Raw genomic sequence first — 23,940 nt, forward strand, 5'->3', positions numbered from 1 at the left:
ACTAATGGATAGAACACGTAGATGTTTTCAAACATCTCGTGTTCTTTTCACGTTTTCACACTTTACTGCATACGCTAATAGGCGAAAGGATGTGTGGCTAAATGTGTGGTATTACTGGATGGGCTAGCTTTCAAAAGGATTTAAGAACAAGTGATAGAATTCTGAAGTTAATGACGCAAATGTTAAATAAACGAGGGCCTGATGATGAAAATATTTGGTGTAGTGAGCATATTGCATTTGGCCATCGACGGTTAGCCGTCATCGATTTAATCGGTGGGAAGCAGCCAATGAAAAAAGTACATGATGGTGCAAACTATGTCATTACATACAATGGCGAGCTTTATAATACAGAAGAATTACGGAAAGAGCTTCAAAATCGAGGGCATGTTTTTACAACTCATTCAGATACGGAAGTGTTATTAACTGCTTATATTGAATGGAAAGAGCAGTGTGTAGATTTTTTAAATGGGATTTTCGCTTTTGGTGTATGGGATGAACAATCACAATCTCTTTTTTTATGCCGGGATCGACTAGGTGTAAAGCCTATGTTTTATACAGAGCTACAAGACGGCCTGCTTTTTGCATCAGAGGTGAAAGCATTATTAGCTCATCCATTGATGAAAACAACCGTTAATATAGAAGGGCTAGCTAATATTATGGCTTTAGGACCATCTAGAACGCCCGGAAAGTCACTTTTTCAAAATATTAATGAGTTACGTCCAGGATATGCAATGCGTTTCTCTAGAGAGGGTATACGACTTTGGCAGTATTGGAAGTTGCAGAGTAAACGGCATGAAGAGCCATTAGAAGAAACAATCGATCATGTCCGTTTTTTGCTAACGGATGCTATTGAACGACAGCTTGTTTCAGACGTACCGATTTGTACATTTCTTTCAGGTGGTTTAGATTCCAGCATCATTACTGGAATTGCAGCAAACATGTTTCAGCAACAAAACAAAGGCACACTTCATACGTACTCTATAGACTATGAGGATAATGAGCGTTTCTTTAATCCACATGCTTTTCAAACATCGACAGACACGTATTGGATTCAAAAAATGACAGATACCTTTAGTACAACACATCATACTGAGGAAATTTCTCAGCAGCAATTAATCGATTTGTTAGTAGAGTCTGTCATTGTTAGAGATTCACCAGGGATGGCGGATGTAGATTCATCATTACTATGGTTTTGTCGAGAAATAAAAAGGGACTTTACCGTTGCGCTATCAGGTGAATGTGCGGATGAAATTTTCGGTGGATACCCATGGTTTACAGAAGTGGCTACAGGTTTCCCTTGGATTCGTTCGCTGTCTGAAAGGTCTACAATGTTACAAGATCGGTGGCGTAAGAAATTAGCTGTTGAATCTTATGCACAACAGGTATATTTGCAAACGATTGCTGAAGTACCCTATCTTGATGGAGAAAGTATTGAGGAAGTAAGGCAACGTGAAATGTTTTATTTGAATATGGTATGGTTTATGCAAACATTGCTGGAACGAAAAGACCGTATGAGCATGGGAGCGAGTCTTGAAGTTCGTGTTCCATTTGCAGATCATCGCCTTGTGGAATATGCGTGGAATATTCCTTGGGAAATGAAAAATTTAGGTGGTATGGAAAAGGGGTTGCTTCGTAAAGCAATGCAACACTTATTGCCAGAAGAAGTTTTATATCGAAAAAAGAACCCGTATCCTAAAACTTATCATCCAGTTTATACAGCAGGCGTTCAAAAATGGCTAAGAGAAATAGTGAAGGATAAAAGTTCGATTCTTCATGAATTATTTGAACGGCAGAAGCTAATCGAGCTAATTGAATCTGGTGGCAGTTCTTTCAAAGTTCCATGGTATGGACAATTAATGGCAGGCCCACAGCTTTTAGCTTACCTGGGGCAAATTCATACATGGTTTAAGCATTATAATATCCAATTGATTGAATCATGATCAAAAGAAACACCTATCAATTTGATGGGTGTTTCTTCTGTATATCCCAACAGTCCATTAGCTTTTCGATAAACGCTTCTATTTCATCTACAGGTATACTTCCAAAACCTAGTAAAAATTGAGCGTGTGAGGCTGTGGAGTAATCCAGGCGATAATCAGATAATGGATAAATCCCGATATCTGCATTGGAGGCAAGCTGCTGTAATTGCTTTTCCGATAAAGCATGTTGTACATCAAGTAAAATATGCATGCCTGCTTGCTCTCCAGTAATTTTAATTTGATTAGAATAGTTTTCTAAAATTGAAGTGAGTTTTTCATGCTTTTTTCGATAAATTTTCCTCATTCGATTTAAATGCTTTGCAAAATGACCATCACGCATAAAATTAGCTACGATATGTTGATCGAAGCGAGGCACTGTTGATGAATAGTAATTAAATACATCATTATAAGTAGCAAGTAATTTTGGTGGAAGTACAAAATAAGCTACACGCAAGGATGGCATTAACGATTTTGTAAAGGTACTCATATAAATTACTTTATCGTTTCGATCTAATGCATGAAGTGCAGGAATTGGTTTTCCAGTATAGCGAAATTCGGAATCGTAATCATCTTCTATAATGTAACGAGAGGAGCTTTGTGCGGCCCATTTTAAAGCCTGTGCACGTCTCGTTGCTGATAATACTGCTCCTGTTGGGAATTGATGTGATGGCGTGATATAAACAACGTCTGCGCTAGTTTTTTCGAGCTCATGAATGACAATTCCTTCATCATCGACCGCAATTGGATAGACTTTTCGTTTATGTTGGGAAAACATACGATGCACAGCTGGATAGCCTGGATTTTCAAGCGCAAAGCAAGTGTCGTCATTAAAAAGTCGTAAAATCATTGGAAGAAGTTGTTCTGTTCCGGAGCCAATAACAATTTGCTCAGGACTACAAACAACTCCACGTGATTGAAATAAATAATTAGCAATCTCGGTACGTAAAGATCGTTCTCCTTGAGGCTCACCTGTTAATAATAATTCCTTTGAGGCGTTGTCAAAGAGCTCTTTCGCATATTTCCGCCATGTTTGAAAAGGGAAGGCACCGATATCGATGGAACCAGGATTAAAATCTATCTTGTGCGATTTTTTCTTAGGTTGTTCGTTTAAGGAAGCTACTGTGTCCTGTTGAATATACGGAAGCTCGTCAATTTCCTCTACAAAATAACCAACTCGTGATTTTGACATAATATAGCCTTCTGCAAGTAGCTGTGCATACGCAATTTCTATTGTTGTTTGAGAAATATTCAAAAAATCAGATAATTTTCTTTTTGATGGTAATTTTTCTCCTACTGCTATTTTCTTTGTAATAATAGCCTCTTTAATGCCGCTATAAAGCTGATCATAGAGCGGTTTTTCACCATTTTTTTCTAGTTGAAATAATAGCATGTCCACGTCCATCAATCCTCCTGACCTTATAATTATTTTGTAAACTGGATATTTTTATATGGTCAATTTCTATTATACTAAATTTCATCATACAGGTGGAGGTTAGAAATCATGAAACAAACAGGTACAGAGTTAGTAAAACGTGGGATGGCGGAAATGCAAAAGGGTGGCGTCATTATGGATGTTATTAATGCAGAGCAGGCGAAAATTGCGGAAGCGGCAGGGGCTGTAGCTGTCATGGCATTAGAACGAGTACCATCAGATATTCGCAAGGCGGGTGGAGTTGCACGTATGGCTGATCCTCGTATTGTTGAGGAGGTAATGGGGGCTGTATCTATTCCGGTAATGGCTAAAGCGCGTATTGGACATATTGTTGAAGCAAGAGTTTTAGAAGCAATGGGTGTCGATTATATTGATGAAAGTGAAGTATTAACTCCAGCAGATGAAGAGTTTCATTTATTAAAAAGTGATTACACAGTGCCATTTGTTTGTGGTTGTCGCGATTTAGGAGAAGCGGCTCGACGCATTGGTGAGGGAGCTTCCATGTTACGAACTAAAGGTGAACCAGGTACGGGGAATATTGTAGAGGCTGTTCGCCATATTCGCAAAGTGAATGCGCAAGTACGTAAGGTTGTTGGCATGACAGAGGACGAATTAATGACAGAGGCTAAATTACTTGGTGCTCCTTTTGAATTATTAAGAGAAATTAAGCGTCTTGGCCGTTTACCAGTAGTGAATTTTGCAGCAGGTGGAGTTGCTACGCCAGCTGATGCGGCATTAATGATGGAACTTGGAGCGGACGGTGTATTCGTTGGTTCTGGTATTTTTAAATCAGAAAACCCAGAGAAATTTGCTCGTGCAATTGTAGAGGCCACTACGCATTATAAGGATTACAAGTTAATTGCTGAAATTTCAAAAGAACTTGGTGTTCCAATGAAAGGCATTGATATTGCACAGCTTAGTCAAAATGAGCGTATGCAAGAGCGAGGCTGGTAAGATGAAGCGAATCGGTGTTTTAGCCTTACAGGGAGCGGTACGAGAGCATGTGCAAATGTTAGAGTCACTTGGATGCGAAGCGGTCTTAATAAAACAAAGTGCTGATTTAGAGAAGCTTGATGGACTTGTCTTGCCTGGTGGAGAAAGCACAACGATGCGGAAATTGCTGAATCGCTATGAGCTATTAGAGCCAATCCGCACACTTGCAAAGCAAGGTTTACCGATGTTTGGAACATGTGCAGGATTGATTTTATTGGCAAAGGAATTAGTGGATTATGAGTCACATTTAGCTGTAATGGATGTGGTAGTTGCACGAAATTCTTATGGTCGTCAGGTAGATAGCTTTGAAGTGAAACTCGACATACCTGAAATAGGTGAAGCAATTCCGGCTGTCTTTATCCGTGCGCCGCATATTGTTTCTGTAGGTGAAGGTGTTGAAGTATTAGCAGCGCATGACGGGAAAATCGTGTTAGCAAAGGACAATCATTTATTAGGCTGCTCCTTCCATCCTGAATTAACGTCAGATGCACGTATTCTTGAATATTTTGTATCTTCTATGGTATGACTTGCAAAATCTTAATTCATATAGTACAGTATGGATAAAATTTAAATAACTGAACACGATGATGGGAAGTAGTAGCAAGCACGTTTTTTTTAGAGAGTCAGCGGGTGGTGGAAGCTGATAAAAGCACTTGTGAATCCGTCCTGGAGTTGCGCAGTCGAAGTTAATGAAGTAGGCTGTCGCCGGCTGAAATGCCGTTATGAAATAAGTGGATTAGGCAAATTGTCTAGTCAATTAGGGTGGCAACGCGGGTAGCTCTCGTCCCTTTTGGGGGATGAGGGCTTTTTTTGTGTTCTACTAAATATTTCCCATCATTAACAATCTACTGGAGGTATGACGATGTTAGATATTAAACGCGTGCGCGACAATTTCGCGGAAATTAAAGAAATGCTGTTAACACGTAATGAGGATTTAGGAAACTTAGACGATTTTGAAGAATTAGATGCAAAGCGTCGTGAATTAATTGCAAAAACAGAAGAGCTTAAAGCTGAACGTAATAAAGTATCTGAGCAAATTTCTGTTATGAAACGTAACAAAGAAAATGCGGATGAAGTCATTGCGCGTATGCGTCAGGTTGGCGATGAAATTAAAGAGTTAGATGTCCAATTAAATGAGGTAGAAGAACGCTTTAAAGATATGATGATGCGTTTACCAAACGTTCCACATGAATCTGTACCAGTTGGCACAACAGAGGACGATAATGTAGAGGAATATACTTGGGGTGAGGTACCAACATTTGATTTTGACATTAAAGCACACTGGGATCTCGCTACGGACTTACAAATTGTTGACTTTGAACGTGGTGCAAAAGTGACGGGTAGTCGTTTCTTATTCTATCGTGGTCTTGGTGCTCGTTTAGAACGTGCATTAATGACGTTTATGATGGACTTACATGCAGAAGAGCATGGCTATGAAGAAATGCTACCACCTGTAATTGTCAATCGCGATAGCTTAACAGGTACAGGGCAACTGCCTAAATTTGAAGAAGATGTCTTTAAATTAGATGACACAGATTATTTCATGATTCCAACAGCAGAGGTACCTGTGACAAACTTCTATCGTGATGAAATTTTACCTGCCGAAGCATTACCACAAGGCTTTGCAGCATATAGTGCTTGCTTCCGTTCAGAGGCAGGATCTGCGGGTCGCGATACACGTGGTTTAATTCGTCAACATCAATTCAACAAAGTAGAATTAGTACGATTTGTAAAACCAGAAGAATCTTATGAACAGCTAGAACTATTAACAGGTCATGCTGAAAAAGTACTGCAATTATTAGGGTTACCATACCGTAAACTAAAAATGTGTACAGCTGATTTAGGATTTACTGCAGCGAAGAAATATGATTTAGAGGTTTGGATTCCGGCGCAAAACATGTACCGTGAAATTTCTTCTTGTTCTAACTTCGAAGATTTCCAAGCACGTCGAGCAAATATTCGCTTCCGCCGTGAGCCAAATGCAAAGCCAGAGTATGTACACACATTAAACGGCTCAGGTCTTGCAATTGGCCGTACAGTAGCAGCAATCCTAGAAAACTATCAACAAGCAGATGGAAGCGTAGTGATTCCTGAAGTATTAAGACCATATATGGGCGGAAAAGAAGTAATTGCTCCAAAGTAATCGGAGTAAATAAATGGAAAAACTACTGTTGACATTTCAACAGTAGTTTTTCTTTTTAACCAATAGCGTGAAGTTTTTATTAAAAATTTTCATTTTCAATAATTAGAGCTTGTCGCGCTTTTTTCTCGGCCTTTTTTCGTTCGCGTAATGCTCGGAAAAAATCGGTTAAGATTTGTCCACATTCCCCAGCTAAAATTCCTTCTGTTACTTCACATTCATGGTTAAAGCGTGCATCGTTTAATAAACGATAGAGTGAATCTACACAACCAGCTTTTATATCTCTTGCACCATATACAACACGTGGCACACGAGATTGTAAAATGGCACCTGCACACATAGGGCAAGGTTCAAGCGTCACATAAAGTGTTGTTTTTTCAAGACGCCAGCTACCTATTTTTTTACAAGCCTCTTGAATAACCATTAGTTCAGCGTGCGTCGTCGCGTTTTGTGTTGTTTCTCGTAAATTATGAGCACGAGCAATAATCTCTCCATCGTAGACAAGCACAGCTCCTATCGGTACTTCCCCAAGTAAAGCTGCTTTCTTAGCTTCTTCCAGTGCACTGTTCATAAACAATCGGTCTGTTTCAAAAATATCCACTATGATCTCTCCTTATCATTTAGTGTATCCTGCTTAATTGACAATTGCTACTGTCAATTAAGTCTCGGCAACATCTCCTCCGTATTATGTGAGAAGTTAAAACGTTGACATATTCAAAACAACCATCTATATTTATATATGAATACATGCTCATATATAAATATAAAAGTTAGGGGTAAGCTAAATGGACGAAAAATTACAAAGTATAGAGGTTCATAATAACAAAGAACAACATTTAGACGAAGAGACACTATTCGTCGTGTCTCAAACATTTAAAGCTTTAAGTGATCCGACAAGAATTCGCATTTTGAATTTATTATGTACGGATGAGCATTCAGTCAACGACATCGCTGAAATTTTAGATTTAGGCCAATCAACAGTTTCACATCAGTTACGTTTTTTAAAAAATTTACGGTTAGTGAAATATAGAAGGGAAGGCACAACCTTATATTATTCAACAGATGATGATCACATTATGAATTTGTTAATGCAAGCTATTGAGCATGCTACACATAACTAGAACTAATGGGGGGATGAGAAATGGGACATAATCATGATCACAGCCATGACCATACACATGGCGCAAATAAAAAGGTGTTAATCTTATCATTCATTATTATTACGAGTTATATGGTTGTGGAAGCAATTGGTGGCTATTTAACAAATAGTTTGGCTCTTTTATCCGATGCAGGACATATGTTAAGTGACTCCATTTCTTTAGCAATTGCTTTGCTTGCTTTTATGTTTGGAAAAAAGGCTGCAAACTATAGTAAAACATATGGATATAAACGATTTGAAATTTTAGCTGCAGTTTTAAATGGTGTGACATTAATTTTTATTGCTTTGTTTATTTTCTATGAAGCAATAGAACGTTTTGCAAATCCACCAGAAGTGGCAACTACAGGTATGCTAGTAATAAGTACGATAGGTCTTTTAATAAATATTTTGGTAGCTTGGATTATGATGCGTGGTAGTGATACAAAAGATAATTTAAATATGCGAGGTGCCTTTTTACACGTATTAAGCGATATGCTTGGATCGGTAGGGGCCATTGTTGCCGCACTGTTAATAATGTTTTTTGGCTGGGGCTGGGCTGATCCACTTGCGAGTGTTATTGTTGCAGCATTAGTATTAAGAAGCGGCTACTATGTAACGAAGGCTGCTGTCCATGTTCTCATGGAAGGCACACCTTCAAACGTTGACGTTGAAGAAATCGTACAAACTATTGTACAAACAAATGGTGTTCATAGCATTCATGATTTACACATTTGGACAATAACAAGTGGAACAAATGCACTTTCTTGTCATGCCGTTGTCGATGATCAGCTAAAAATTGCGGATGGTGAGCATATATTACGTGAAATTGAACATAATCTTGAGCATAAGGGCATAAAGCATGTAACGATTCAGTTGGAAACAGTAGCACATAAGCATGATCAATCCATTTTATGTACAATAAAAACTGAGCAGTCGAATCACCATCATCATTAATAAATATATTTAGTTCTTTTTACACTTCACATACCCTTCGTGGGTATAGTATGATGAGTGTGAGTAGGAGGTGTATTGTATGGAGGATATAGTGAAAAAGGATGTTTGTCATACAGAGGAAGGTATGTCGTGTCGAAAAAGCCATCATCCTGAACGCGTAAAAAAAGATTTAACGACTCGTTTAAATCGAATCGAAGGTCAAATCCGAGGCATTAAAGGGATGATTGACAAAGATGTTTACTGCGATGATATTATTACGCAACTGTCTGCCACACAGTCTGCTTTAAATAGTGTAGCAAAAATATTATTAGAAGGTCATTTAAAGGGATGTGTAGTAGATCGCTTATCAGAAGGTGATGAAGCAGTGTTAGATGAACTAGTAGTGACCATTCAAAAGTTAATGAAGAAATAAAAGTTTTTTTCATGAAAATATACCCTTATATAGTATGAAATTAAAGGAGAGATATTTATGCAAAACGTAACTTTAAACGTACAAGGAATGTCATGTGGACATTGTGTAAACTCAGTGGAAAAAAGTGTTGGAGCTTTAGCAGGCGTTGAACAAGTAAAAGTAAACTTAGCTGACGGTTTAGTAGATGTAGCATTTGATGAAACACAAGTATCTCTAGATCAAATTAAAGAAACAATCGACGATCAAGGCTATGACGTTAAATAATATAGATAGGGTGCTCAAGTAGCACTCTATTATTTTCAATTACACATACCCCCTGTTGGTATGTAGGGAGGAGAAATAATCATGAGTTCAGAAATAAAGGAAGCGAATTTGCAAATTACAGGTATGACATGTGCGGCCTGTGCAACTCGTATAGAAAAAGGTTTAAATAAAATGGATGGTGTAGAACAAGCGACGGTTAATTTAGCTCTTGAAAAATCGTCCATTAAATACGATCCGGCAAAACTAAATGAAGCAGACTTTGAAAAGAAAATTGAAGCACTTGGTTATGGTGTCGTTAAACAAAAAATGGAATTCAATATTACAGGTATGACATGTGCGGCCTGCGCAACACGGATAGAAAAGGGTTTAAATAAATTAGCAGGTGTATCCTCTGCGAACGTAAACTTAGCGCTGGAAAAAGCAACTATAGAGTTTAATCCATCTGAGGTGACGATTGCAGATATTATTGCGAAGGTTGAAAAATTAGGATATGAAGCGCATCAAAAAGCAGATGAGCAAGAGACAGTAGATCATCGAGAACTAGCCATCAAACAACAGCAACATAAATTTATTTTATCGGCCATTCTTTCATTACCACTACTTTGGACGATGGTAGGACACTTTTCTTTTACATCATTTTTATATGTTCCAGAATTTTTAATGAATCCGTGGGTGCAAATGGTGCTGGCCACTCCTGTTCAATTTATCATTGGAAAACAATTTTATATTGGCGCCTATAAAGCTTTGCGTAATGGTAGTGCCAATATGGATGTACTTGTCGTAATGGGCACATCTGCTGCTTATTTTTATAGTGTGTATCAAGCTATTGTAACTGCAGGATCACATCATAGCCCTCACCTTTATTTTGAAACAAGTGCAGTATTAATTACTTTAATTTTATTAGGTAAATTATTTGAGGCAAAAGCAAAAGGCCGCTCGTCAGAAGCTATTAAAAAATTAATGGGACTTCAAGCGAAAACGGCGGTTGTTATTCGAGACGGTGTTGAGAAAGAAGTACCATTAGAAGAAGTAGCTATTGGGGATATTATTTTAGTAAAACCAGGTGAAAAAATTCCAGTTGATGGTGAAGTATTAGAAGGAACAACAGCTGTTGATGAATCAATGTTAACTGGAGAAAGTTTACCAGTTGATAAAAAGCAGGGTGACCTATTATTCGGTTCAACTATTAATAAAAATGGTTTTATTAAAATGACAGCAACTAAAGTTGGTCGCGATACAGCATTAGCTCAAATTATTAAAGTTGTAGAAGATGCACAAGGCTCAAAAGCACCGATTCAACGCTTGGCAGACCAAATTTCAGGTATATTTGTACCCATTGTTGTAGGCATTGCTGTTGTCACATTTTTAGTTTGGATTATTTGGGTGCAACCAGGTGAGTTTACGCCAGCACTTGAAGTATTAATTGCAGTTCTTGTGATCGCATGTCCATGTGCGCTTGGTTTAGCAACACCAACATCTATTATGGCGGGCTCTGGTCGTGCGGCGGAATTTGGTATTTTATTTAAAGGTGGAGAGCATTTAGAGCAAACTCAAAGCATTGACACAGTGGTTGTTGATAAAACAGGTACAGTAACACATGGCAAACCTGTCTTAACGGATATCGTACTAACAGCAAATCAAGACGAAGTACGCTTTTTATCGTTAATTGGTGCAGCGGAGAAGCAATCCGAACATCCGTTAGCAGAAGCTATTGTTCAAGGCATTGCTGATCGTGGCGTTGAACTAGGAGATGTTCAATTCTTTGAAGCGATACCAGGTTACGGTGTGCAAGCGACTGTCTCTGGTCAAGGGGTTATAATCGGTACACGTAAATTGATGCATCAATATGGGATTCATATTGATGACATTCTACCAACAATGGAGCAATTAGAGAAAAACGGCAAAACCGCGATGTTAGCTGCTATTAACGGTCAGTATGCGGGTCTAGTAGCAGTTGCTGATACAGTTAAAGATACTTCAAAAGAGGCAGTTCATCGTCTACAAGAAATGGGTATTACTGTGATTATGATGACTGGTGATAATGAACGTACAGCACAAGCAATCGGAACAGAAGTTGGCGTGAATCATGTGATTGCTGAAGTTCTTCCAGAAGGCAAAGCAGATGAAGTAAAAAAACTGCAAGCTACGGGTAAAAAAGTGGCGATGGTTGGTGATGGCATTAATGATGCACCCGCACTTGCGACAGCTAATATTGGGATGGCAATCGGTACCGGTACCGACGTTGCAATGGAGGCAGCAGATATTACGCTAATTCGTGGTGATTTAAACAGTATTGCAGATGCCATCATTATGAGTCGTAAAACAATGCGTAACATTAAACAAAACTTATTCTGGGCATTTGCTTACAATACATTAGGTATTCCGATTGCTGCATTTGGACTGTTAGCTCCTTGGGTAGCGGGTGCAGCGATGGCGTTTAGTTCGGTATCTGTCGTTTTAAATGCACTGCGTTTACAGCGAGTTAAATTATAAGGGTAACAATAGATCCACTTTTGTGGGTCTATTGTTTATTTTCTTTTAGTGGGTATAAAGCATCCGCTGAAATAGAGGAACTCAGGCTTAGAACTTCACATCCTGATTGTCGTTTTTTGTCATCTATTTTAATAGAGAACTAGCTTGATTCTGTTTTTCATTTTCTCACTATGATACAATGAAAAACACTGACTATAGAATCCATAGAACATAAAGGAGGAGCTTCTGGTGACGATTCCATTTGTTACGGTAGAAGGTCCGATTGGTGTTGGTAAAACCTCTTTATCGAAAGAGATTGCAACGACATTTAATTACCATCTATTAAAAGAAATAGTAGACGAAAACCCTTTTTTAAATAAGTTTTATGAGAACATTGAGGAATGGAGCTTCCAAACAGAAATGTTCTTCCTATGTAATCGCTATAAACAATTATCAGATATTAAAAAATTCCGTTTGACACATGAAAAACCTGTTGTAGCGGACTACCATATTTTTAAAAATTTAATATTTGCCAAGCGTACATTGTTATCAACTGAGTACGATAAATACGAAGAAATTTATAAAATATTAACGAAAGATATGCCTGTTCCAAATGCTGTTATTTATTTACATGCCAGTGTGGATACGTTGATGAAACGTATTGCGATGCGTGGTCGTGAATTTGAAAAAATGATTTCAAGAGATTACATGGAACAACTTGTGGCAGATTATCATACCTTTATCGAGCATTTTGAGAAAATGCATCCCGAAATTCCTGTTATTCGATTTAATGGTGATCAGCTTGATTTTGTTAAAAATCCAGATGATTTGAAATATATTTTACAAACAATAAAGGATACGTTACAACAAAGGAGCTTGCAGCAATGAATTTGAGAGAGAAATACGATATTCCTCCACAAACAGTCATTACAATCGCTGGTACGGTTGGTGTAGGAAAATCAACGATGACAAAGGCGCTAGCAGAGGCGTTAAACTTTCGTACGTCATTTGAAAAGGTAGATACCAATCCATACTTAGATAAGTTTTACGAGGACTTTGAAAAATGGAGCTTCCATTTACAGGTGTATTTTTTAGCGGAGCGTTTTAAGGAGCAGAAGCGTATCTTCGAGTATGGCGGTGGGTTTATTCAAGATCGTTCAATTTATGAAGATACAGGAATTTTTGCAAAAATGCACTATGACAAAGGTACAATGAGCCCAACAGATTACGAGACTTATACAAATTTATTTGATGCTATGGTGATGACGCCATATTTCCCGCATCCAGATTTACTTGTTTATTTAGAGGGACCAATTGATTCTGTTATTGGACGTATTCAAGAGCGTGGTCGTGCGATGGAGCAACAAACACCGAATGATTATTGGATTGAAATGCATGATCGTTATGAGAATTGGATTAATAACTTTAATTCATGCCCAGTTCTACGTTTAGATATTAATGATTATGATTTATTAAAAAATCCTGAAGCAATTGAAGCAATTGTGAGCCGCATCAGTCATATGTTAAAACAAACAAGTCATTTACGTAAATAGGAAATAAACGATGCTTAAATTTTAATGTATAGTAAGGAAAACATTGCGTTCTGACCGAACGCGAAGTGGCAAAGCAATTGAAGAAAATAAATAATCAAAAAGACGTGAGACAATATGTAGCTTATTGTGTCACGTCTTTTGAAATAGGAGGGATTACTATAAGAATAGCGGTGTATTGCGGTTCTGGGTTAGGCATAAACCGAATTTATGCAGATAAGGCGGCCGAGTTAGGGACTGTATTAGCTCAAAATGGTCATGGTGTAGTTTATGGTGGTTCGAAAACAGGACTAATGGGAAAAGTAGCAGACGCAGTATTAGCAGCTGGCGGAGAGGTTATTGGCGTAATGCCAACGCATTTACAGAAGCGGGAATTAGCGCATGCCTCTTTAACAGAAATTCATTTTGTTGAGTCTATGCATGTACGTAAAGCAAAAATGATAGAGTTAGCAGATGCCTTTATAGCCCTACCTGGGGGTGGCGGGACAATGGATGAATATTTTGAAGTGTTTACGTGGGCACAAATTGGACTACATGAAAAGCCAATAATTTTATATAATGTAAATAGTTTTTATGATGCGCTTCTACAACAATTTCAAAAAATGCTTGAGGAAGGCTTTATACGTGCTGAACAAAAATCAATTATTCATGTAGCTACTACATCGCAAGAAGTATTACATTTTTTAAAAAAACATGGGTAATGTGCCCATGTTTTTTTGTAATAAATAATTTTTTTAAGTGCTGTTGATGTAAAATAATTTATTTTTCAGTGAAATTTTAGGAGAGAGTTGGATGTGGGTTATGCAGAAAATATTAGATACACAAGTTACGGACGATCTAGTAGTGCAGGCAATTGAGCGAAATATAGCCATTATCCGTTTTGACATGGAGCGTAAAGTTGCCTATGTAAATGAGCGTTTTGCTAAAGCTTTAGGTTATAAGATGGAAGAAATGATAGGGAAAGATCATAAAGATTTTTGTTTACCGGAATTTGCGAATAGCATAAACTACGAAAAATTTTGGCGCAACTTAGCTGCTGGTAATAGCTATCAGGATAAAATCGAGAGAATGGATGCAAGCGGAAATAAGGTTTGGCTTGAGGCTACCTATATGCCTGTCTTTGCTAATAATTCAAGAAAGGTTATTGGCGTATCGAAAATTGCAACTAATATTACTGAACGCCAAAATGAAATTGTTCATGTAGCTGATACATTAAAGGTCATGTCTAAAGAGCTTCATAGCCGATCAGAGGCTGGTATTCAAAATTGTGAGGATTTACTGGAAACAGTCAAAGAGGTTTCACAAGAGTCAGTCGATAATGTTAAAAATCTTGCGCAGCTACAGAAGCAAGCTGAATCCATTAAAGGTATTGTGAAAACCATTCAAGAAATCGCGTCTCAGACAAATTTACTTGCTTTAAATGCAGCTATTGAAGCAGCAAGAGCAGGTGAGTATGGCCGAGGCTTTGATGTGGTAGCAAAAGAGGTTAGAAAACTATCTGTAAGGGTGGAGCAATCTATTTCAGAAGTAAAAAGTAATGTTGAGGGCATAGAGCGAGAGATTGGACAAGTCACGGAAAATATTACACGTATCACTGAAAAAGTTGAAAAAACAAATGGGCAAATTAATGTTACAACAAATGATTTTGCTGAAATTGCAACTGCAGCAGAGGCATTAGATAAACAATCCAAGCAATTTATTGAAATTATTTAATGTAATTTGATGGAGTTGTTCAAATCCCGAACAATAACATGATTGAATGTTTTATTTACATAATTTTCTGATATATATTGAAATAGCAGATGAATTTTATTTACAATAATTGTGTAAGGCTTTCATAAATCATAATAGGGGTGTTATAGATGACGAAGGTGGAAGTAAGTTTTAAGCATTTGCCAACGACTGCGATTTCAGATGCGACAGGGGGACATACAAATTTACGCAGTGATATTAAACCGTTAGCAGATCATTTTAAAATTACTGGGCGTGCGGTAACGGTGCGTTTACCAGATGGCGAAAATGGTGCGGTACTGGAAGCCATTCGAGCTGCTAAGGAAGGTGATATTCTAGTCATTGATGCGAAAGGGAATACCAATCGTGCGGTTGCCGGAGATTTTGTTCTTTCATTAGCGAAGGGGATTGGTGTACAGGGCGTTGTCGTAGATGGTGTTATTCGTGACATGGCAGCGATTCGTGAGCTAGATTTTCCTGTCTTTTCTTTGGGCACTACGGTAGCGGCTGGCAATAAAAACGGTGGTGGGAAAGTAAATGTTCCGATTGCTATTGGAGGCGTTACTGTTCGTCCAGGCGATTATATTATTGGGGATGTGGACGGTGTCATTGTCGTGCCAAAGGAAGATGCAGAGCATATTGTTGCAGCTGCTGAGGCAAAAGTTAAAAAGGATGAAATACGTGCACAAGAAGCACATGAAAATGGAAAAGAATCAATTATTGCTTATTTAGATAAAGTTTTAGCTTCTTTCAGCTAATGCCTTTTGTACCGAAAGTGTAGCGACAAGTACAGAAGTTTCCCACCTTTATAAGTGGTGAGATGGATGTGGTTAAGCTACTTTTCAGCAGGTTTCCAACCATCCGCTGGAGGCATAATTGATTAAAATAAAAAAACCTCACGATGCCATCCATACATCGTGAGGTTTTTTTAATTTTTATGCTAACTTTTCATTATCTTTAAAGTAATTTTTCATTTTTTCTGCATCGAAACGACCTTCCCATTTCGCCATTACTAATGCAGCAAGTGAGTTACCAATTACGTTAACGACTGTACGTCCCATATCAAGGATACGGTCGATACCTGCGATGAATGCTAAACCTTCAACTGGAATGCCGACAGTACCTAAAGTTGCTAAAAGTACAACGAAGGATACTCCTGGAACACCTGCAATCCCTTTAGATGTAACCATTAATACAAGCATTAACGTAATTTGTTCACTAATGCTTAGGTGAATACCGTACATTTGAGCAATAAATAACGCAGCAATAGCTTGGTACAGTGTTGAACCATCTAAGTTAAAGGAGTAACCAGTTGGAATAACAAAGGATACGATATCCTTTGGAGCACCTAATTTCTCCATTTTTAGCATGATTCGTGGTAACACTGCCTCAGAACTAGCTGTTGAGAACGCTAAAATTAGCTCATCTTTTAGTACTTTAATTAAAAAGATAATGCTGATACCCGTGAATCTTGCTACAAGACCAAGAACGACAAAGATGAAGAATATCATTGTTGCATAAACAAGTAGAGCAAGTTTACCAAGTGGTATTAGTGAAGCAAATCCATATTTGGAAACGGTTACACCGATTAAACCAAATACCCCGATCGGAGCGAATTTCATTACGAGGTTAGTTACCCAGAACATAGCATCTGCTACCCCATTAAAGAAATCTAATACTGGTTTACCTCGATCACCAATAGCGGCAACCCCTAAACCGAAAATAACAGAGAAGAAAATGATCGCAAGCATATTACCTTCAGCCATTGCCTGAACGATATTTGTCGGTACAATGCTTACAAGAATATCAAATGGACCTTCGTGCTTTACTTCCTCTGTAGTTGCAACGTAACCCGAAATATCTCCTTTAGAGAGCTCTTCCATGTTCACACCAGCGCCTGGCTGGAAGATGTTTGCGGAAAGTAAACCAACTACAATTGCTACTGTTGTAATGATTTCAAAGTAAAGAAGTGATTTCCCACCTAATCGTCCAAGCTTTTTCATGTCACCAGTTCCAGCAACACCAACGATTAGAGTCGAAATAATAATCGGTACAACAATCATCTTAATTAGATGAAGGAAAATATCCCCTAAAGGTTGTAAATATGTTTCAATTTTGGGGTTTCCGTAAAAGATACCGCCAACAATAATCCCTAAAGTCAAACCAATCAAAATTTGAGTGGCTAAACTGATTTTAAATTTCTTTTTCAAACCCTTTGTACCCCCTAGTATTAAATTTTTAGGACTTGCCTTACTTTAATAATACGGAGGACTTATGAAATCCGACAAAATCCGAGAAAATTAATTTAATTTTGTTAAAATGTCTGAATATAATACCTGAATAAATTTCTTAATGTTAACCTTTGCCTTGCGATTTTCATGGTCTTCTATTTGAGTCATAAGTTGACGAATCTCTTTAAAGTCAAAGTATCGAGGTGCATAATATTCGAATTCAGAGTTTGTATAATCAACGACCCCTAAATTAGCGAGATTTATCATTGCCGCTAAAATAGTACGACGCACACGCTGTTCAATGGCTTTACTTTCCTTCAAAATTTCGTCTGGAGTAGGCTTTGTAACAGCCGCTATTTCCTCATATAGCTCCTTTAGCGGAGGAAGTGGTGCGATTTTGTGCTGATGAGCAAGTAATGTTTCGATGATGGCTATAATATCCTCACTTCCGATTTCACCAACGATACCCATATCGTTTAAGATGGATTGAATATGATCTCGTGACGTTGCTTTATGATTTATTTGTTCACTTAGATCAATGTTTGTAAGTGATTGGCGAATTACTAGCAATGAGTTTTTTAGGCGAAATTGTTCAGTTGTTTTACGTAAAACATTCTCAACCTCAATACGGTTTATAGGCTTATGAATAAAGAAATCTATACCTTGTTCATATGCCTCACCAACCATCTCCTTATTCACTACCTGAGAAATCATAACAAATTGTCCCTCAAATCGATTTTGAATAAGATGCTCGACCGTTGCTATCCCATCGAGCTTAGGCATAAGTAAGTCGATAAGCACAAACTCTGGCTGTGTCATTAAAATTTGCGGAATAGCGTCCTCGCCATTGCGTGCTTCACCAATAACTGTACCTAAACCACTATCTTCAATTATTTGTTTTAACATGACTCGACTAGCACGATCATCATCAACAATAAAATATCTCATTTAAGTCTCTCCCGTTTGAATAGTTTGCGTAGGAATTGTAATTTTAAACATCGTGTTTTGATTGTTTGATTCAACGGATATTGAGCCATTTAATTTGTTAACTAATTCAGCAACATGTGAAAGCCCAATGCCAGTTGCCGCGACACCGTCCACATTGTATTTCGTGGTGTATCCAGGTTCAAAAATAATTGAGAGGTCACTTTGTGAAATACCCTTTCCGTTATCACATACTGTTATTACAGTATCATCCTGTTGTTGTTGAATAGCAATAGAAATAACACCTTGTCCTTCAATTGCTTCTATAGCATTAGCTGTTAAATTATTCAAAAGTGCAAGCAATGCAATATGTTCTTTCGTTTGAAAATCGGTGTCTATACTTACTTTAAACTCAATATTTTTTTCGAGTAATTCAGCGTATTTACTATTGCCGTCTTCAATATAATGTAATAATTCAGACAACCTAAGGGTGCCAAAACTCTTCTCACCAACAATTTTAGAAATACCTGCATAAATACGTTGTGAATCTTTCTTTACTTCATGAATTTCCTGGGCAATATGGAGTGCCTGTAAACTTTCCTCACGATTGCCCAGTAACTTTAATTGTCGATATAAATCAAATCCACTTGCTGTAATTGTTTCGATGTGGTTCATAGATTTTTTTAAATAAAGTGTCTCAACATATAAATCTGAGCCGATCGTAAGCATTTCCTGTACACGTTTTTTTTGTTCAGCAATTAAAATAGAGCTATAAATACCTACTACAAAAAAGCTACGCAATAAAGCAACTGCTAATAGTATAAGTAAATCATGAAGGAGTAAAAAAGTATAAGAATGAATGAAAAAACGAATTAGCTGTTCTACTAAATTACTGAAGACTTCACTAAATGCAACTAGTAATCCAAGCATTAGTGGTTTTTCTCTATACTGATGAATACTAAGCATTTGTAGGCATATTGCGAACAATACATAAAATGCAGCAGCAGGTAGATGTGTAAGTAAACTATCTATTAAAGGAACATCGTGTAAAGAATAATTAATGGTAACTCGAAAAACTATTGTCACGATACTTGTAATAAATCCAGCCAAAATTATAGGTGTAGGTCTAAGTAGTGTACATAAAAAGAAAATAATACTTCCTAATCCAAAGCGAAAAGTAGTATCAGTGAAAGGCATTATTTTAATCTCACTACCGATTGCAGTTAATAAAGCAATTATGATGATCCAAGTGAGGGAAGTACGAGTTGTAAAAAATTTTGAGTGCATAAAGAAATCCTCCCTAATCAATTTTAATAGAGCGGGATAGTAAAGAAAAGATGTACTAAAAAGCTTGATTATTCGACAATGCTAAGAAAAACACTTTTGAGAACGTGAAATTATATTTTTTTCAACAATAATGCTTAAGAATAGTCTTAACTATCAAATCAATATTTTTCGTAACAAATAAAAAAATACCACAACCTAAGAGGAAGTGGTATCAAAGTAATTTTTACATACAATTTTGGGGCAAAAAAAAACGGCTACATTCGTAGTCGGAATTTTTAAAAATGGAGGAGGTAGAGGGATTCGAACCCCCGCGCGGTGTTACCCGCCTGTCGGTTTTCAAGACCGATCCCTTCAGCCAGACTTGGGTATACCTCCATAATATATAGCACTGCATGTCTTTTCGACAAAACTTAATTTATCATGTTTTTAAATTCACGTCAACATATTTTTATGTTTTTTTAAAAAAATCTTTATTTACATTGAAGATAGATTATTCCATATAAATATTATGTGTATTAAGTTGCAATTTATGAAAACAGTAAGTATACTAGTTATTGCCGTGCTAGGTGGGAAGGTAGCGGTGTCCTGTAACTCGCAATCCGCTCTAGCGAGACTGAATTCCTTTTTCGAGGCTGTCCGTATTGTTTGGTCTGCCTTTTGCACGTAGTGTTGACGATTGGGTCCTGCGCAATGGATACCCATGAACCATGTCAGGTCCGGAAGGAAGCAGCATTAAGTGGTCTTATTCATGTGCCGCGGGGTTGCCTAATCTGAGCTAACGACAAGAGTAACGCTTATGTGCGGCTGTCGAAGAAAGGTGCACGGCATTAAATTGCCAATTCAAACGCATCCGTCTACAATAGACGGGTGCGTTTTTTTTATGTAGTAATTATGCAAAATAATAACTAGCTTAGAACTTTCTACTTCTATTGAAGTAGAGGGAATTACCTTAAATTTGTGAAAAACAGTAACACTATTTCATAAATAATGGGGCAAATGTTATAATGGAAATATTCTAATTAAAAAAGAAGAGGAGAGGAAATCATTGACGTATCAAGCATTTTACCGTGTGTATCGACCGCAATCATTTCGAGAAATGTCTGGCCAAGCACATGTCAAAAGAACGCTACAAAATGCTCTCCTAGCGAATAAAACAACACATGCTTATTTATTTTCAGGGCCACGCGGTACTGGGAAAACAAGTACTGCTAAAATTTTTGCAAAAGCTTTAAACTGTGAGCATGCACCATCAAGCGAACCTTGTAACGAATGTGCTACTTGTTTAAGTATTACAGATGGTTCACACCCAGATGTTATTGAATTTGACGCGGCGTCTAATTCACGCGTTGAAGAAATACGAGACATTATTGAGAAAGTTCGATTTGCTCCTGCAAGTAGCAGATATAAAGTGTATATCATAGATGAAGTGCATATGCTTTCTACGAGCGCTTTCAATGCCCTTTTAAAGACATTAGAAGAACCACCTTCTCATGCTGTATTTATTTTAGCAACGACAGAGCCCCACAAATTGCCTGCAACGATTATTTCACGTTGCCAGCGCTTCGATTTCAAGCGTCTTTCGACCAATGATATTATTGAGCGCATGAAAGTTGTATTAGAGGATATAGAGTTACCATATGAGGAACAGGGTTTGAAGGTGATCGCACAATCAGCAGCTGGTGGTATGCGTGATGCTTTAAGCTTATTAGATCAGGTCGTATCCTTCAGCGGAGAAAAGCTGAAGCTTGAGGATACACTACTTGTTACTGGTTCCATTAGTCAGGATGTTTTCTATGAATTAGCAGAAGCTCTAAAAGTAAAAGATGTTGCGCAAATGCTTGCGTTATTAGAACAGCTTATTGCGGATGGAAAAGATCCTCTTCGCCTTTCGGAGGATTTGATTACATTTTTCCGTGACTTATTATTGCTGCAAACGAGCGATGATTTAGCAGAATTATTAGAGCTCGTATCACCAGAGGAGCGGGTTTTTACATTAGCGCATGATTTTGCGCCCGATCTGCTCTATGGCTACATTGATATTTTAGCGAAAACGCAGCAAGAAATGCGATTCTCTCATCATACAAAGATCTACTTAGAAACCGCACTACTTAAAATGGTACAGTTTTCAGGTGGGATACTTAGTCAAACAATTACTTCAGGTGAAGCTACTATGAGCCCTGAACTTGCTCAAAAAATAGTAGCACTTGAACAAATGGTGCAACAACTGTCAGCACAATTACAAGCCGGTGCGCCGATGCAGACGGCGCAAGCACCAAAAGAGCAACGTCCACGAGCTAAAAGTCCGAATGGCTATAAAGCACCAACAGGGCGTATTCAAGAGGTGCTAAAGGATGCAACCAAACAAGATGTGCAACGTATAAAATCGGTTTGGGCACAGGCGTTAAGTCAAATGCAGAAGTCTCAATCAGCTCTTTTAGCGGAGGCTGAACCTGTAGCGGCATCTTCAAGTGCTTTTGTGTTAAAATTCAAGTATGATATTCATTGTCAAATGGTTGCCGATAATCAATCTCTAAAAGCGCACTTTACACAATTAATTGCAGGGCAAACTGGTGCTATGTATGAAATGCTTTGTACACCTGAAGAAACCTGGTTAAAATTACGTGAAGAGTTTGTTCGTGATCATGGCTTGCAGCAGCAGAAAAAATCTCAGTCTGAGGGCAATGATGGAGTGGAATTATTAGAGCCACCACCGGCAGAGATGCCAGAAGAGCCGTTTATCGATGATGCACAACCACTTGCTTCACAAGATCCACTTGTGACAGAAGCGGAAAAGCTGTTTGGTAAAGATTTTATTGAAATTGTTGAAGATTAATCATTTAGGAGGAATACGTTTATGCGTGGAATGGGAAATATGCAAGGTATGATGAAAAAAATGCAAAAAATGCAAAAAGAAATGATGGAAGCTCAAGAGGCCTTAAATGCAGAACAATTTGAAGGTGCTGCTGGCGGCGGTATGGTAAAAGTATCTGTTACTGGTCAACGTGAAATCGTAGAAGTAAATCTTGATCCATCAGTAGTAGATCCAGACGATATCGAAATGCTACAAGATTTAATCGTTGTTGCTGCAAATGAAGCATTGAAAAAAGTAGATGAAAAAACGAATGCAACTATGGGTAAATTCACTCAAGGCATGAACCTTCCATTCTAGGAGGTAAATAAATGTACTACCCAGAACCAATATCGAAACTGATTGATAGTTTTATGAAATTGCCAGGTATCGGGCCGAAAACCGCGGCTCGTCTGGCGTTTTTTGTGTTAACGATGAAAGAGGATGACGTTTTATCTTTTTCAAAAGCATTAATTGATGCTAAACGAAATTTAAGCTACTGCTCTGTGTGTGGCAACATAACTGATATAGATCCATGTCATATTTGTACGGACAAACAACGAGATCATTCTATTATTTGCGTTGTCCAAGATACAAAAGATGTGATTGCGATGGAAAAAATGCGCGATTTCAATGGTATGTATCATGTATTACAGGGAGCTATTTCACCTATGGATGGTATTGGTCCAGAGGATATTAATGTCTCTTCTCTGCTAGTCCGTTTGCATGATGAGACTGTTCAGGAGCTTATTTTAGCTACGAATTCGACTATCGAGGGCGAGGCAACAGCTATGTATATTTCTCGTCTAGTAAAGCCGTCAGGCATTCGAACAACACGTATCGCTCATGGACTACCAGTAGGTGGGGATTTAGAGTATGCAGATGAAGTTACGTTATCGAAGGCAATGGAAGGTCGCCGAGAATTGTGAGTGAGGGATTACTATGTTCTTCCGCAGTAAGGGAAAATTAAAAAAAGAATTCGATGACAAGCTTGTAAATCTTATAAAAGAAACAAAAGAGGATTTACAGCAGGCAAAGATAATTGAAGAATTACTAGATGACTATGATCTAGAAGTAATTGCTCAACGAAAAGCAACTGAGAGTATACATTTTTATTTATTCAAGGAAGCTAGAATTCGAAAAGTATTAATTAAATAATAAGTTAATGCCTCCGGCTGTAATTATGCCGAGGCATAATTGATATTCATAGAAGCAAAACAGGAAACATAAACTTTCGTAATTATATACTTTAAGGGGGAAACCGTGTGTCCGGGTTCGTAATTATGAGTTTTTGTGTGCCTGTAGTGCTTCTTTTTCTTTATATAATAATAAGACATGCTAAAATGGGAAAAATATTAGAAGGAATGTCTGTTTTTTGGTTTAGATTTGCCTTTGCCTTTCTTCTATTATTTATTATTCATTTAGGCGTGGGGTATGCCGGCTATAATGTACCTATTAATCTATTTTCTGTTCTAACAATTGCGATACTAGGTATCCCGGGAGTACTAGGGATAACTGCTTTAATATTTTTCTTATAAAATGCTTGCAATACAAAAATATTGTGGTATAGTAATAAGAGTCGTTA

Annotated in this window: 24 protein-coding genes, 1 tRNA gene, 1 other RNA gene, 1 pseudogene and 1 other annotated feature; of the genes and pseudogenes, 21 read left to right on the forward strand and 6 right to left on the reverse strand. The window is 37.7% G+C overall.

The genetic code is table 11. The features are described 5' to 3' along the window. The first annotated feature begins 101 nt into the window (after positions 1-101). Positions 102-1,940 carry an asparagine synthase (glutamine-hydrolyzing) gene (gene asnB / locus AB9L17_RS00150; protein ID WP_375199913.1) on the forward strand — a complete coding sequence of 613 codons (1,839 nt, stop codon included), beginning with the start codon at positions 102-104 and terminating at the stop codon, positions 1,938-1,940. Between the two features lie 16 nt (positions 1,941-1,956). On the opposite strand, the gene AB9L17_RS00155 is transcribed toward asnB, so the two are convergent. Further along, the gene (locus AB9L17_RS00155) at positions 1,957-3,375 is read right to left on the reverse strand and encodes a PLP-dependent aminotransferase family protein (protein ID WP_375199914.1); all 1,419 of its coding nucleotides are present in this window, start codon (positions 3,373-3,375) and stop codon (positions 1,957-1,959) included. Between the two features lie 105 nt (positions 3,376-3,480). Between AB9L17_RS00155 and pdxS the strand changes: the two genes are divergently transcribed. The 3 genes from pdxS (at position 3,481) to serS (ending at position 6,547) form a co-directional block, all read left to right on the forward strand. Beyond that, complete coding sequence (pdxS, locus tag AB9L17_RS00160) at positions 3,481-4,365, forward strand: pyridoxal 5'-phosphate synthase lyase subunit PdxS (RefSeq protein WP_068986813.1); 885 nt, start codon at positions 3,481-3,483, stop codon at positions 4,363-4,365. 1 nt (position 4,366) lies between these two features. Further along, on the forward strand, positions 4,367-4,930 hold the full coding sequence (gene pdxT, locus AB9L17_RS00165) for a pyridoxal 5'-phosphate synthase glutaminase subunit PdxT (RefSeq protein WP_068986812.1): 564 nt from the start codon (positions 4,367-4,369) through the stop codon (positions 4,928-4,930). 49 nt (positions 4,931-4,979) lie between these two features. Continuing rightward, positions 4,980-5,196, forward strand: a binding site (T-box leader). A 70-nt stretch (positions 5,197-5,266) separates the two neighbouring features. Next, complete coding sequence (gene serS, locus AB9L17_RS00170; protein ID WP_068986811.1) at positions 5,267-6,547, forward strand: serine--tRNA ligase; 1,281 nt, start codon at positions 5,267-5,269, stop codon at positions 6,545-6,547. 79 nt (positions 6,548-6,626) lie between these two features. Here the strand turns inward: serS and tadA are convergent, their stop codons facing one another. Beyond that, the gene (tadA, locus tag AB9L17_RS00175; RefSeq protein ID WP_175401841.1) at positions 6,627-7,145 is read right to left on the reverse strand and encodes a tRNA adenosine(34) deaminase TadA; all 519 of its coding nucleotides are present in this window, start codon (positions 7,143-7,145) and stop codon (positions 6,627-6,629) included. A gap of 184 nt (positions 7,146-7,329) precedes the next feature. Here tadA and AB9L17_RS00180 point away from each other — a divergent pair, with 184 nt between their 5' ends. From AB9L17_RS00180 to AB9L17_RS00230, 11 genes and pseudogenes are all read left to right on the forward strand, one after another. Further along, a complete protein-coding gene (locus AB9L17_RS00180; RefSeq protein WP_068986810.1) occupies positions 7,330-7,665 on the forward strand; it encodes an ArsR/SmtB family transcription factor in 336 nt (111 codons plus the stop codon). A 20-nt stretch (positions 7,666-7,685) separates the two neighbouring features. Further along, positions 7,686-8,636 (forward strand): cation diffusion facilitator family transporter, encoded by a 951-nt coding sequence (locus AB9L17_RS00185; RefSeq protein ID WP_223556720.1) that lies wholly within the window; start codon positions 7,686-7,688, stop codon positions 8,634-8,636. A gap of 79 nt (positions 8,637-8,715) precedes the next feature. Further along, on the forward strand, positions 8,716-9,048 hold the full coding sequence (locus tag AB9L17_RS00190) for a metal-sensitive transcriptional regulator (protein ID WP_068986808.1): 333 nt from the start codon (positions 8,716-8,718) through the stop codon (positions 9,046-9,048). A gap of 57 nt (positions 9,049-9,105) precedes the next feature. After that, entirely contained in the window at positions 9,106-9,312 is a 207-nt protein-coding gene (gene copZ / locus AB9L17_RS00195) for a copper chaperone CopZ (RefSeq protein WP_068986807.1), read from the forward strand. A gap of 81 nt (positions 9,313-9,393) precedes the next feature. Beyond that, positions 9,394-11,805 carry a heavy metal translocating P-type ATPase gene (locus tag AB9L17_RS00200; RefSeq protein WP_375199915.1) on the forward strand — a complete coding sequence of 804 codons (2,412 nt, stop codon included), beginning with the start codon at positions 9,394-9,396 and terminating at the stop codon, positions 11,803-11,805. A 228-nt stretch (positions 11,806-12,033) separates the two neighbouring features. After that, complete coding sequence (locus AB9L17_RS00205) at positions 12,034-12,672, forward strand: deoxynucleoside kinase (RefSeq protein WP_317853408.1); 639 nt, start codon at positions 12,034-12,036, stop codon at positions 12,670-12,672. Continuing rightward, complete coding sequence (locus AB9L17_RS00210) at positions 12,669-13,337, forward strand: deoxynucleoside kinase (protein WP_068986804.1); 669 nt, start codon at positions 12,669-12,671, stop codon at positions 13,335-13,337. Before AB9L17_RS00205 ends, AB9L17_RS00210 begins: the two co-directional genes overlap by 4 nt. Positions 13,338-13,414: 77 nt before the next feature. Beyond that, complete coding sequence (locus tag AB9L17_RS00215) at positions 13,415-14,035, forward strand: TIGR00730 family Rossman fold protein (RefSeq protein ID WP_223556717.1); 621 nt, start codon at positions 13,415-13,417, stop codon at positions 14,033-14,035. Positions 14,036-14,135: 100 nt separating this feature from the next. After that, positions 14,136-14,510: pseudogene (locus AB9L17_RS00220) on the forward strand (PAS domain-containing protein); the annotation flags it as partial. Positions 14,511-14,555: 45 nt separating this feature from the next. Beyond that, complete coding sequence (locus AB9L17_RS00225) at positions 14,556-15,047, forward strand: methyl-accepting chemotaxis protein (protein ID WP_263297618.1); 492 nt, start codon at positions 14,556-14,558, stop codon at positions 15,045-15,047. Between the two features lie 149 nt (positions 15,048-15,196). Next, positions 15,197-15,823: an RraA family protein gene (locus tag AB9L17_RS00230; RefSeq protein WP_068986802.1), complete on the forward strand. Its 627-nt coding sequence runs from the start codon at positions 15,197-15,199 to the stop codon at positions 15,821-15,823. 177 nt (positions 15,824-16,000) lie between these two features. On the opposite strand, the gene AB9L17_RS00235 is transcribed toward AB9L17_RS00230, so the two are convergent. The 4 genes from AB9L17_RS00235 to AB9L17_RS00250 all read right to left on the reverse strand — a co-directional run bounded on the left by AB9L17_RS00235 (position 16,001) and on the right by AB9L17_RS00250 (position 19,882). After that, on the reverse strand, positions 16,001-17,275 hold the full coding sequence (locus AB9L17_RS00235) for a cation:dicarboxylate symporter family transporter (protein WP_068986801.1): 1,275 nt from the start codon (positions 17,273-17,275) through the stop codon (positions 16,001-16,003). A gap of 90 nt (positions 17,276-17,365) precedes the next feature. After that, positions 17,366-18,244, reverse strand: a complete 879-nt coding sequence (locus AB9L17_RS00240; RefSeq protein ID WP_068986800.1) for a response regulator — start codon at positions 18,242-18,244, stop codon at positions 17,366-17,368. Next, positions 18,245-19,507: an ATP-binding protein gene (locus AB9L17_RS00245; protein WP_068986799.1), complete on the reverse strand. Its 1,263-nt coding sequence runs from the start codon at positions 19,505-19,507 to the stop codon at positions 18,245-18,247. 282 nt (positions 19,508-19,789) lie between these two features. Beyond that, a tRNA-Ser gene (locus AB9L17_RS00250) sits at positions 19,790-19,882 on the reverse strand. A 182-nt stretch (positions 19,883-20,064) separates the two neighbouring features. Between AB9L17_RS00250 and ffs the strand changes: the two genes are divergently transcribed. From ffs to AB9L17_RS00280, 6 genes are all read left to right on the forward strand, one after another. Beyond that, an RNA gene (ffs, locus tag AB9L17_RS00255) (signal recognition particle sRNA large type) lies at positions 20,065-20,332 on the forward strand. A gap of 220 nt (positions 20,333-20,552) precedes the next feature. Next, the gene (gene dnaX / locus AB9L17_RS00260) at positions 20,553-22,340 is read left to right on the forward strand and encodes a DNA polymerase III subunit gamma/tau (RefSeq protein WP_068986798.1); all 1,788 of its coding nucleotides are present in this window, start codon (positions 20,553-20,555) and stop codon (positions 22,338-22,340) included. A 21-nt stretch (positions 22,341-22,361) separates the two neighbouring features. Continuing rightward, positions 22,362-22,676, forward strand: coding sequence for a YbaB/EbfC family nucleoid-associated protein (locus tag AB9L17_RS00265; protein WP_053593603.1), 315 nt, complete (start codon positions 22,362-22,364; stop codon positions 22,674-22,676). A gap of 11 nt (positions 22,677-22,687) precedes the next feature. Then, the gene (recR, locus tag AB9L17_RS00270; RefSeq protein WP_068986797.1) at positions 22,688-23,284 is read left to right on the forward strand and encodes a recombination mediator RecR; all 597 of its coding nucleotides are present in this window, start codon (positions 22,688-22,690) and stop codon (positions 23,282-23,284) included. Between the two features lie 13 nt (positions 23,285-23,297). Beyond that, a complete protein-coding gene (locus tag AB9L17_RS00275; protein WP_068986796.1) occupies positions 23,298-23,513 on the forward strand; it encodes a YaaL family protein in 216 nt (71 codons plus the stop codon). Positions 23,514-23,620: 107 nt separating this feature from the next. Further along, positions 23,621-23,893, forward strand: a complete 273-nt coding sequence (locus AB9L17_RS00280; RefSeq protein WP_068986795.1) for a pro-sigmaK processing inhibitor BofA family protein — start codon at positions 23,621-23,623, stop codon at positions 23,891-23,893. Positions 23,894-23,940 lie beyond the last annotated feature (47 nt).

The sequence above is a fragment of the Lysinibacillus sp. RS11 genome, from assembly GCF_042019215.1.
GTDB classification, from domain to species: domain Bacteria; phylum Bacillota; class Bacilli; order Bacillales_A; family Planococcaceae; genus Lysinibacillus; species Lysinibacillus xylanilyticus_A.

Excerpts from the sequence above, each read along its gene's own strand:
- asnB (WP_375199913.1), top strand. The coding sequence starts at position 102 with ATGTGTGGTATTACTGGATGGGCTAGCTTTCAAAAGGATTTAAGAACA.
- pdxS (WP_068986813.1), top strand. The coding sequence starts at position 3,481 with ATGAAACAAACAGGTACAGAGTTAGTAAAACGTGGGATGGCGGAAATG.
- pdxT (WP_068986812.1), top strand. The coding sequence starts at position 4,367 with ATGAAGCGAATCGGTGTTTTAGCCTTACAGGGAGCGGTACGAGAGCAT.
- serS (WP_068986811.1), top strand. The coding sequence starts at position 5,267 with ATGTTAGATATTAAACGCGTGCGCGACAATTTCGCGGAAATTAAAGAA.
- AB9L17_RS00180 (WP_068986810.1), top strand. The coding sequence starts at position 7,330 with ATGGACGAAAAATTACAAAGTATAGAGGTTCATAATAACAAAGAACAA.
- AB9L17_RS00185 (WP_223556720.1), top strand. The coding sequence starts at position 7,686 with ATGGGACATAATCATGATCACAGCCATGACCATACACATGGCGCAAAT.
- AB9L17_RS00190 (WP_068986808.1), top strand. The coding sequence starts at position 8,716 with ATGGAGGATATAGTGAAAAAGGATGTTTGTCATACAGAGGAAGGTATG.
- copZ (WP_068986807.1), top strand. The coding sequence starts at position 9,106 with ATGCAAAACGTAACTTTAAACGTACAAGGAATGTCATGTGGACATTGT.
- AB9L17_RS00200 (WP_375199915.1), top strand. The coding sequence starts at position 9,394 with ATGAGTTCAGAAATAAAGGAAGCGAATTTGCAAATTACAGGTATGACA.
- AB9L17_RS00210 (WP_068986804.1), top strand. The coding sequence starts at position 12,669 with ATGAATTTGAGAGAGAAATACGATATTCCTCCACAAACAGTCATTACA.
- AB9L17_RS00225 (WP_263297618.1), top strand. The coding sequence starts at position 14,556 with ATGTCTAAAGAGCTTCATAGCCGATCAGAGGCTGGTATTCAAAATTGT.
- AB9L17_RS00230 (WP_068986802.1), top strand. The coding sequence starts at position 15,197 with ATGACGAAGGTGGAAGTAAGTTTTAAGCATTTGCCAACGACTGCGATT.
- AB9L17_RS00240 (WP_068986800.1), bottom strand. The coding sequence starts at position 18,244 with ATGAGATATTTTATTGTTGATGATGATCGTGCTAGTCGAGTCATGTTA.
- AB9L17_RS00245 (WP_068986799.1), bottom strand. The coding sequence starts at position 19,507 with ATGCACTCAAAATTTTTTACAACTCGTACTTCCCTCACTTGGATCATC.
- AB9L17_RS00265 (WP_053593603.1), top strand. The coding sequence starts at position 22,362 with ATGCGTGGAATGGGAAATATGCAAGGTATGATGAAAAAAATGCAAAAA.
- recR (WP_068986797.1), top strand. The coding sequence starts at position 22,688 with ATGTACTACCCAGAACCAATATCGAAACTGATTGATAGTTTTATGAAA.
- AB9L17_RS00275 (WP_068986796.1), top strand. The coding sequence starts at position 23,298 with ATGTTCTTCCGCAGTAAGGGAAAATTAAAAAAAGAATTCGATGACAAG.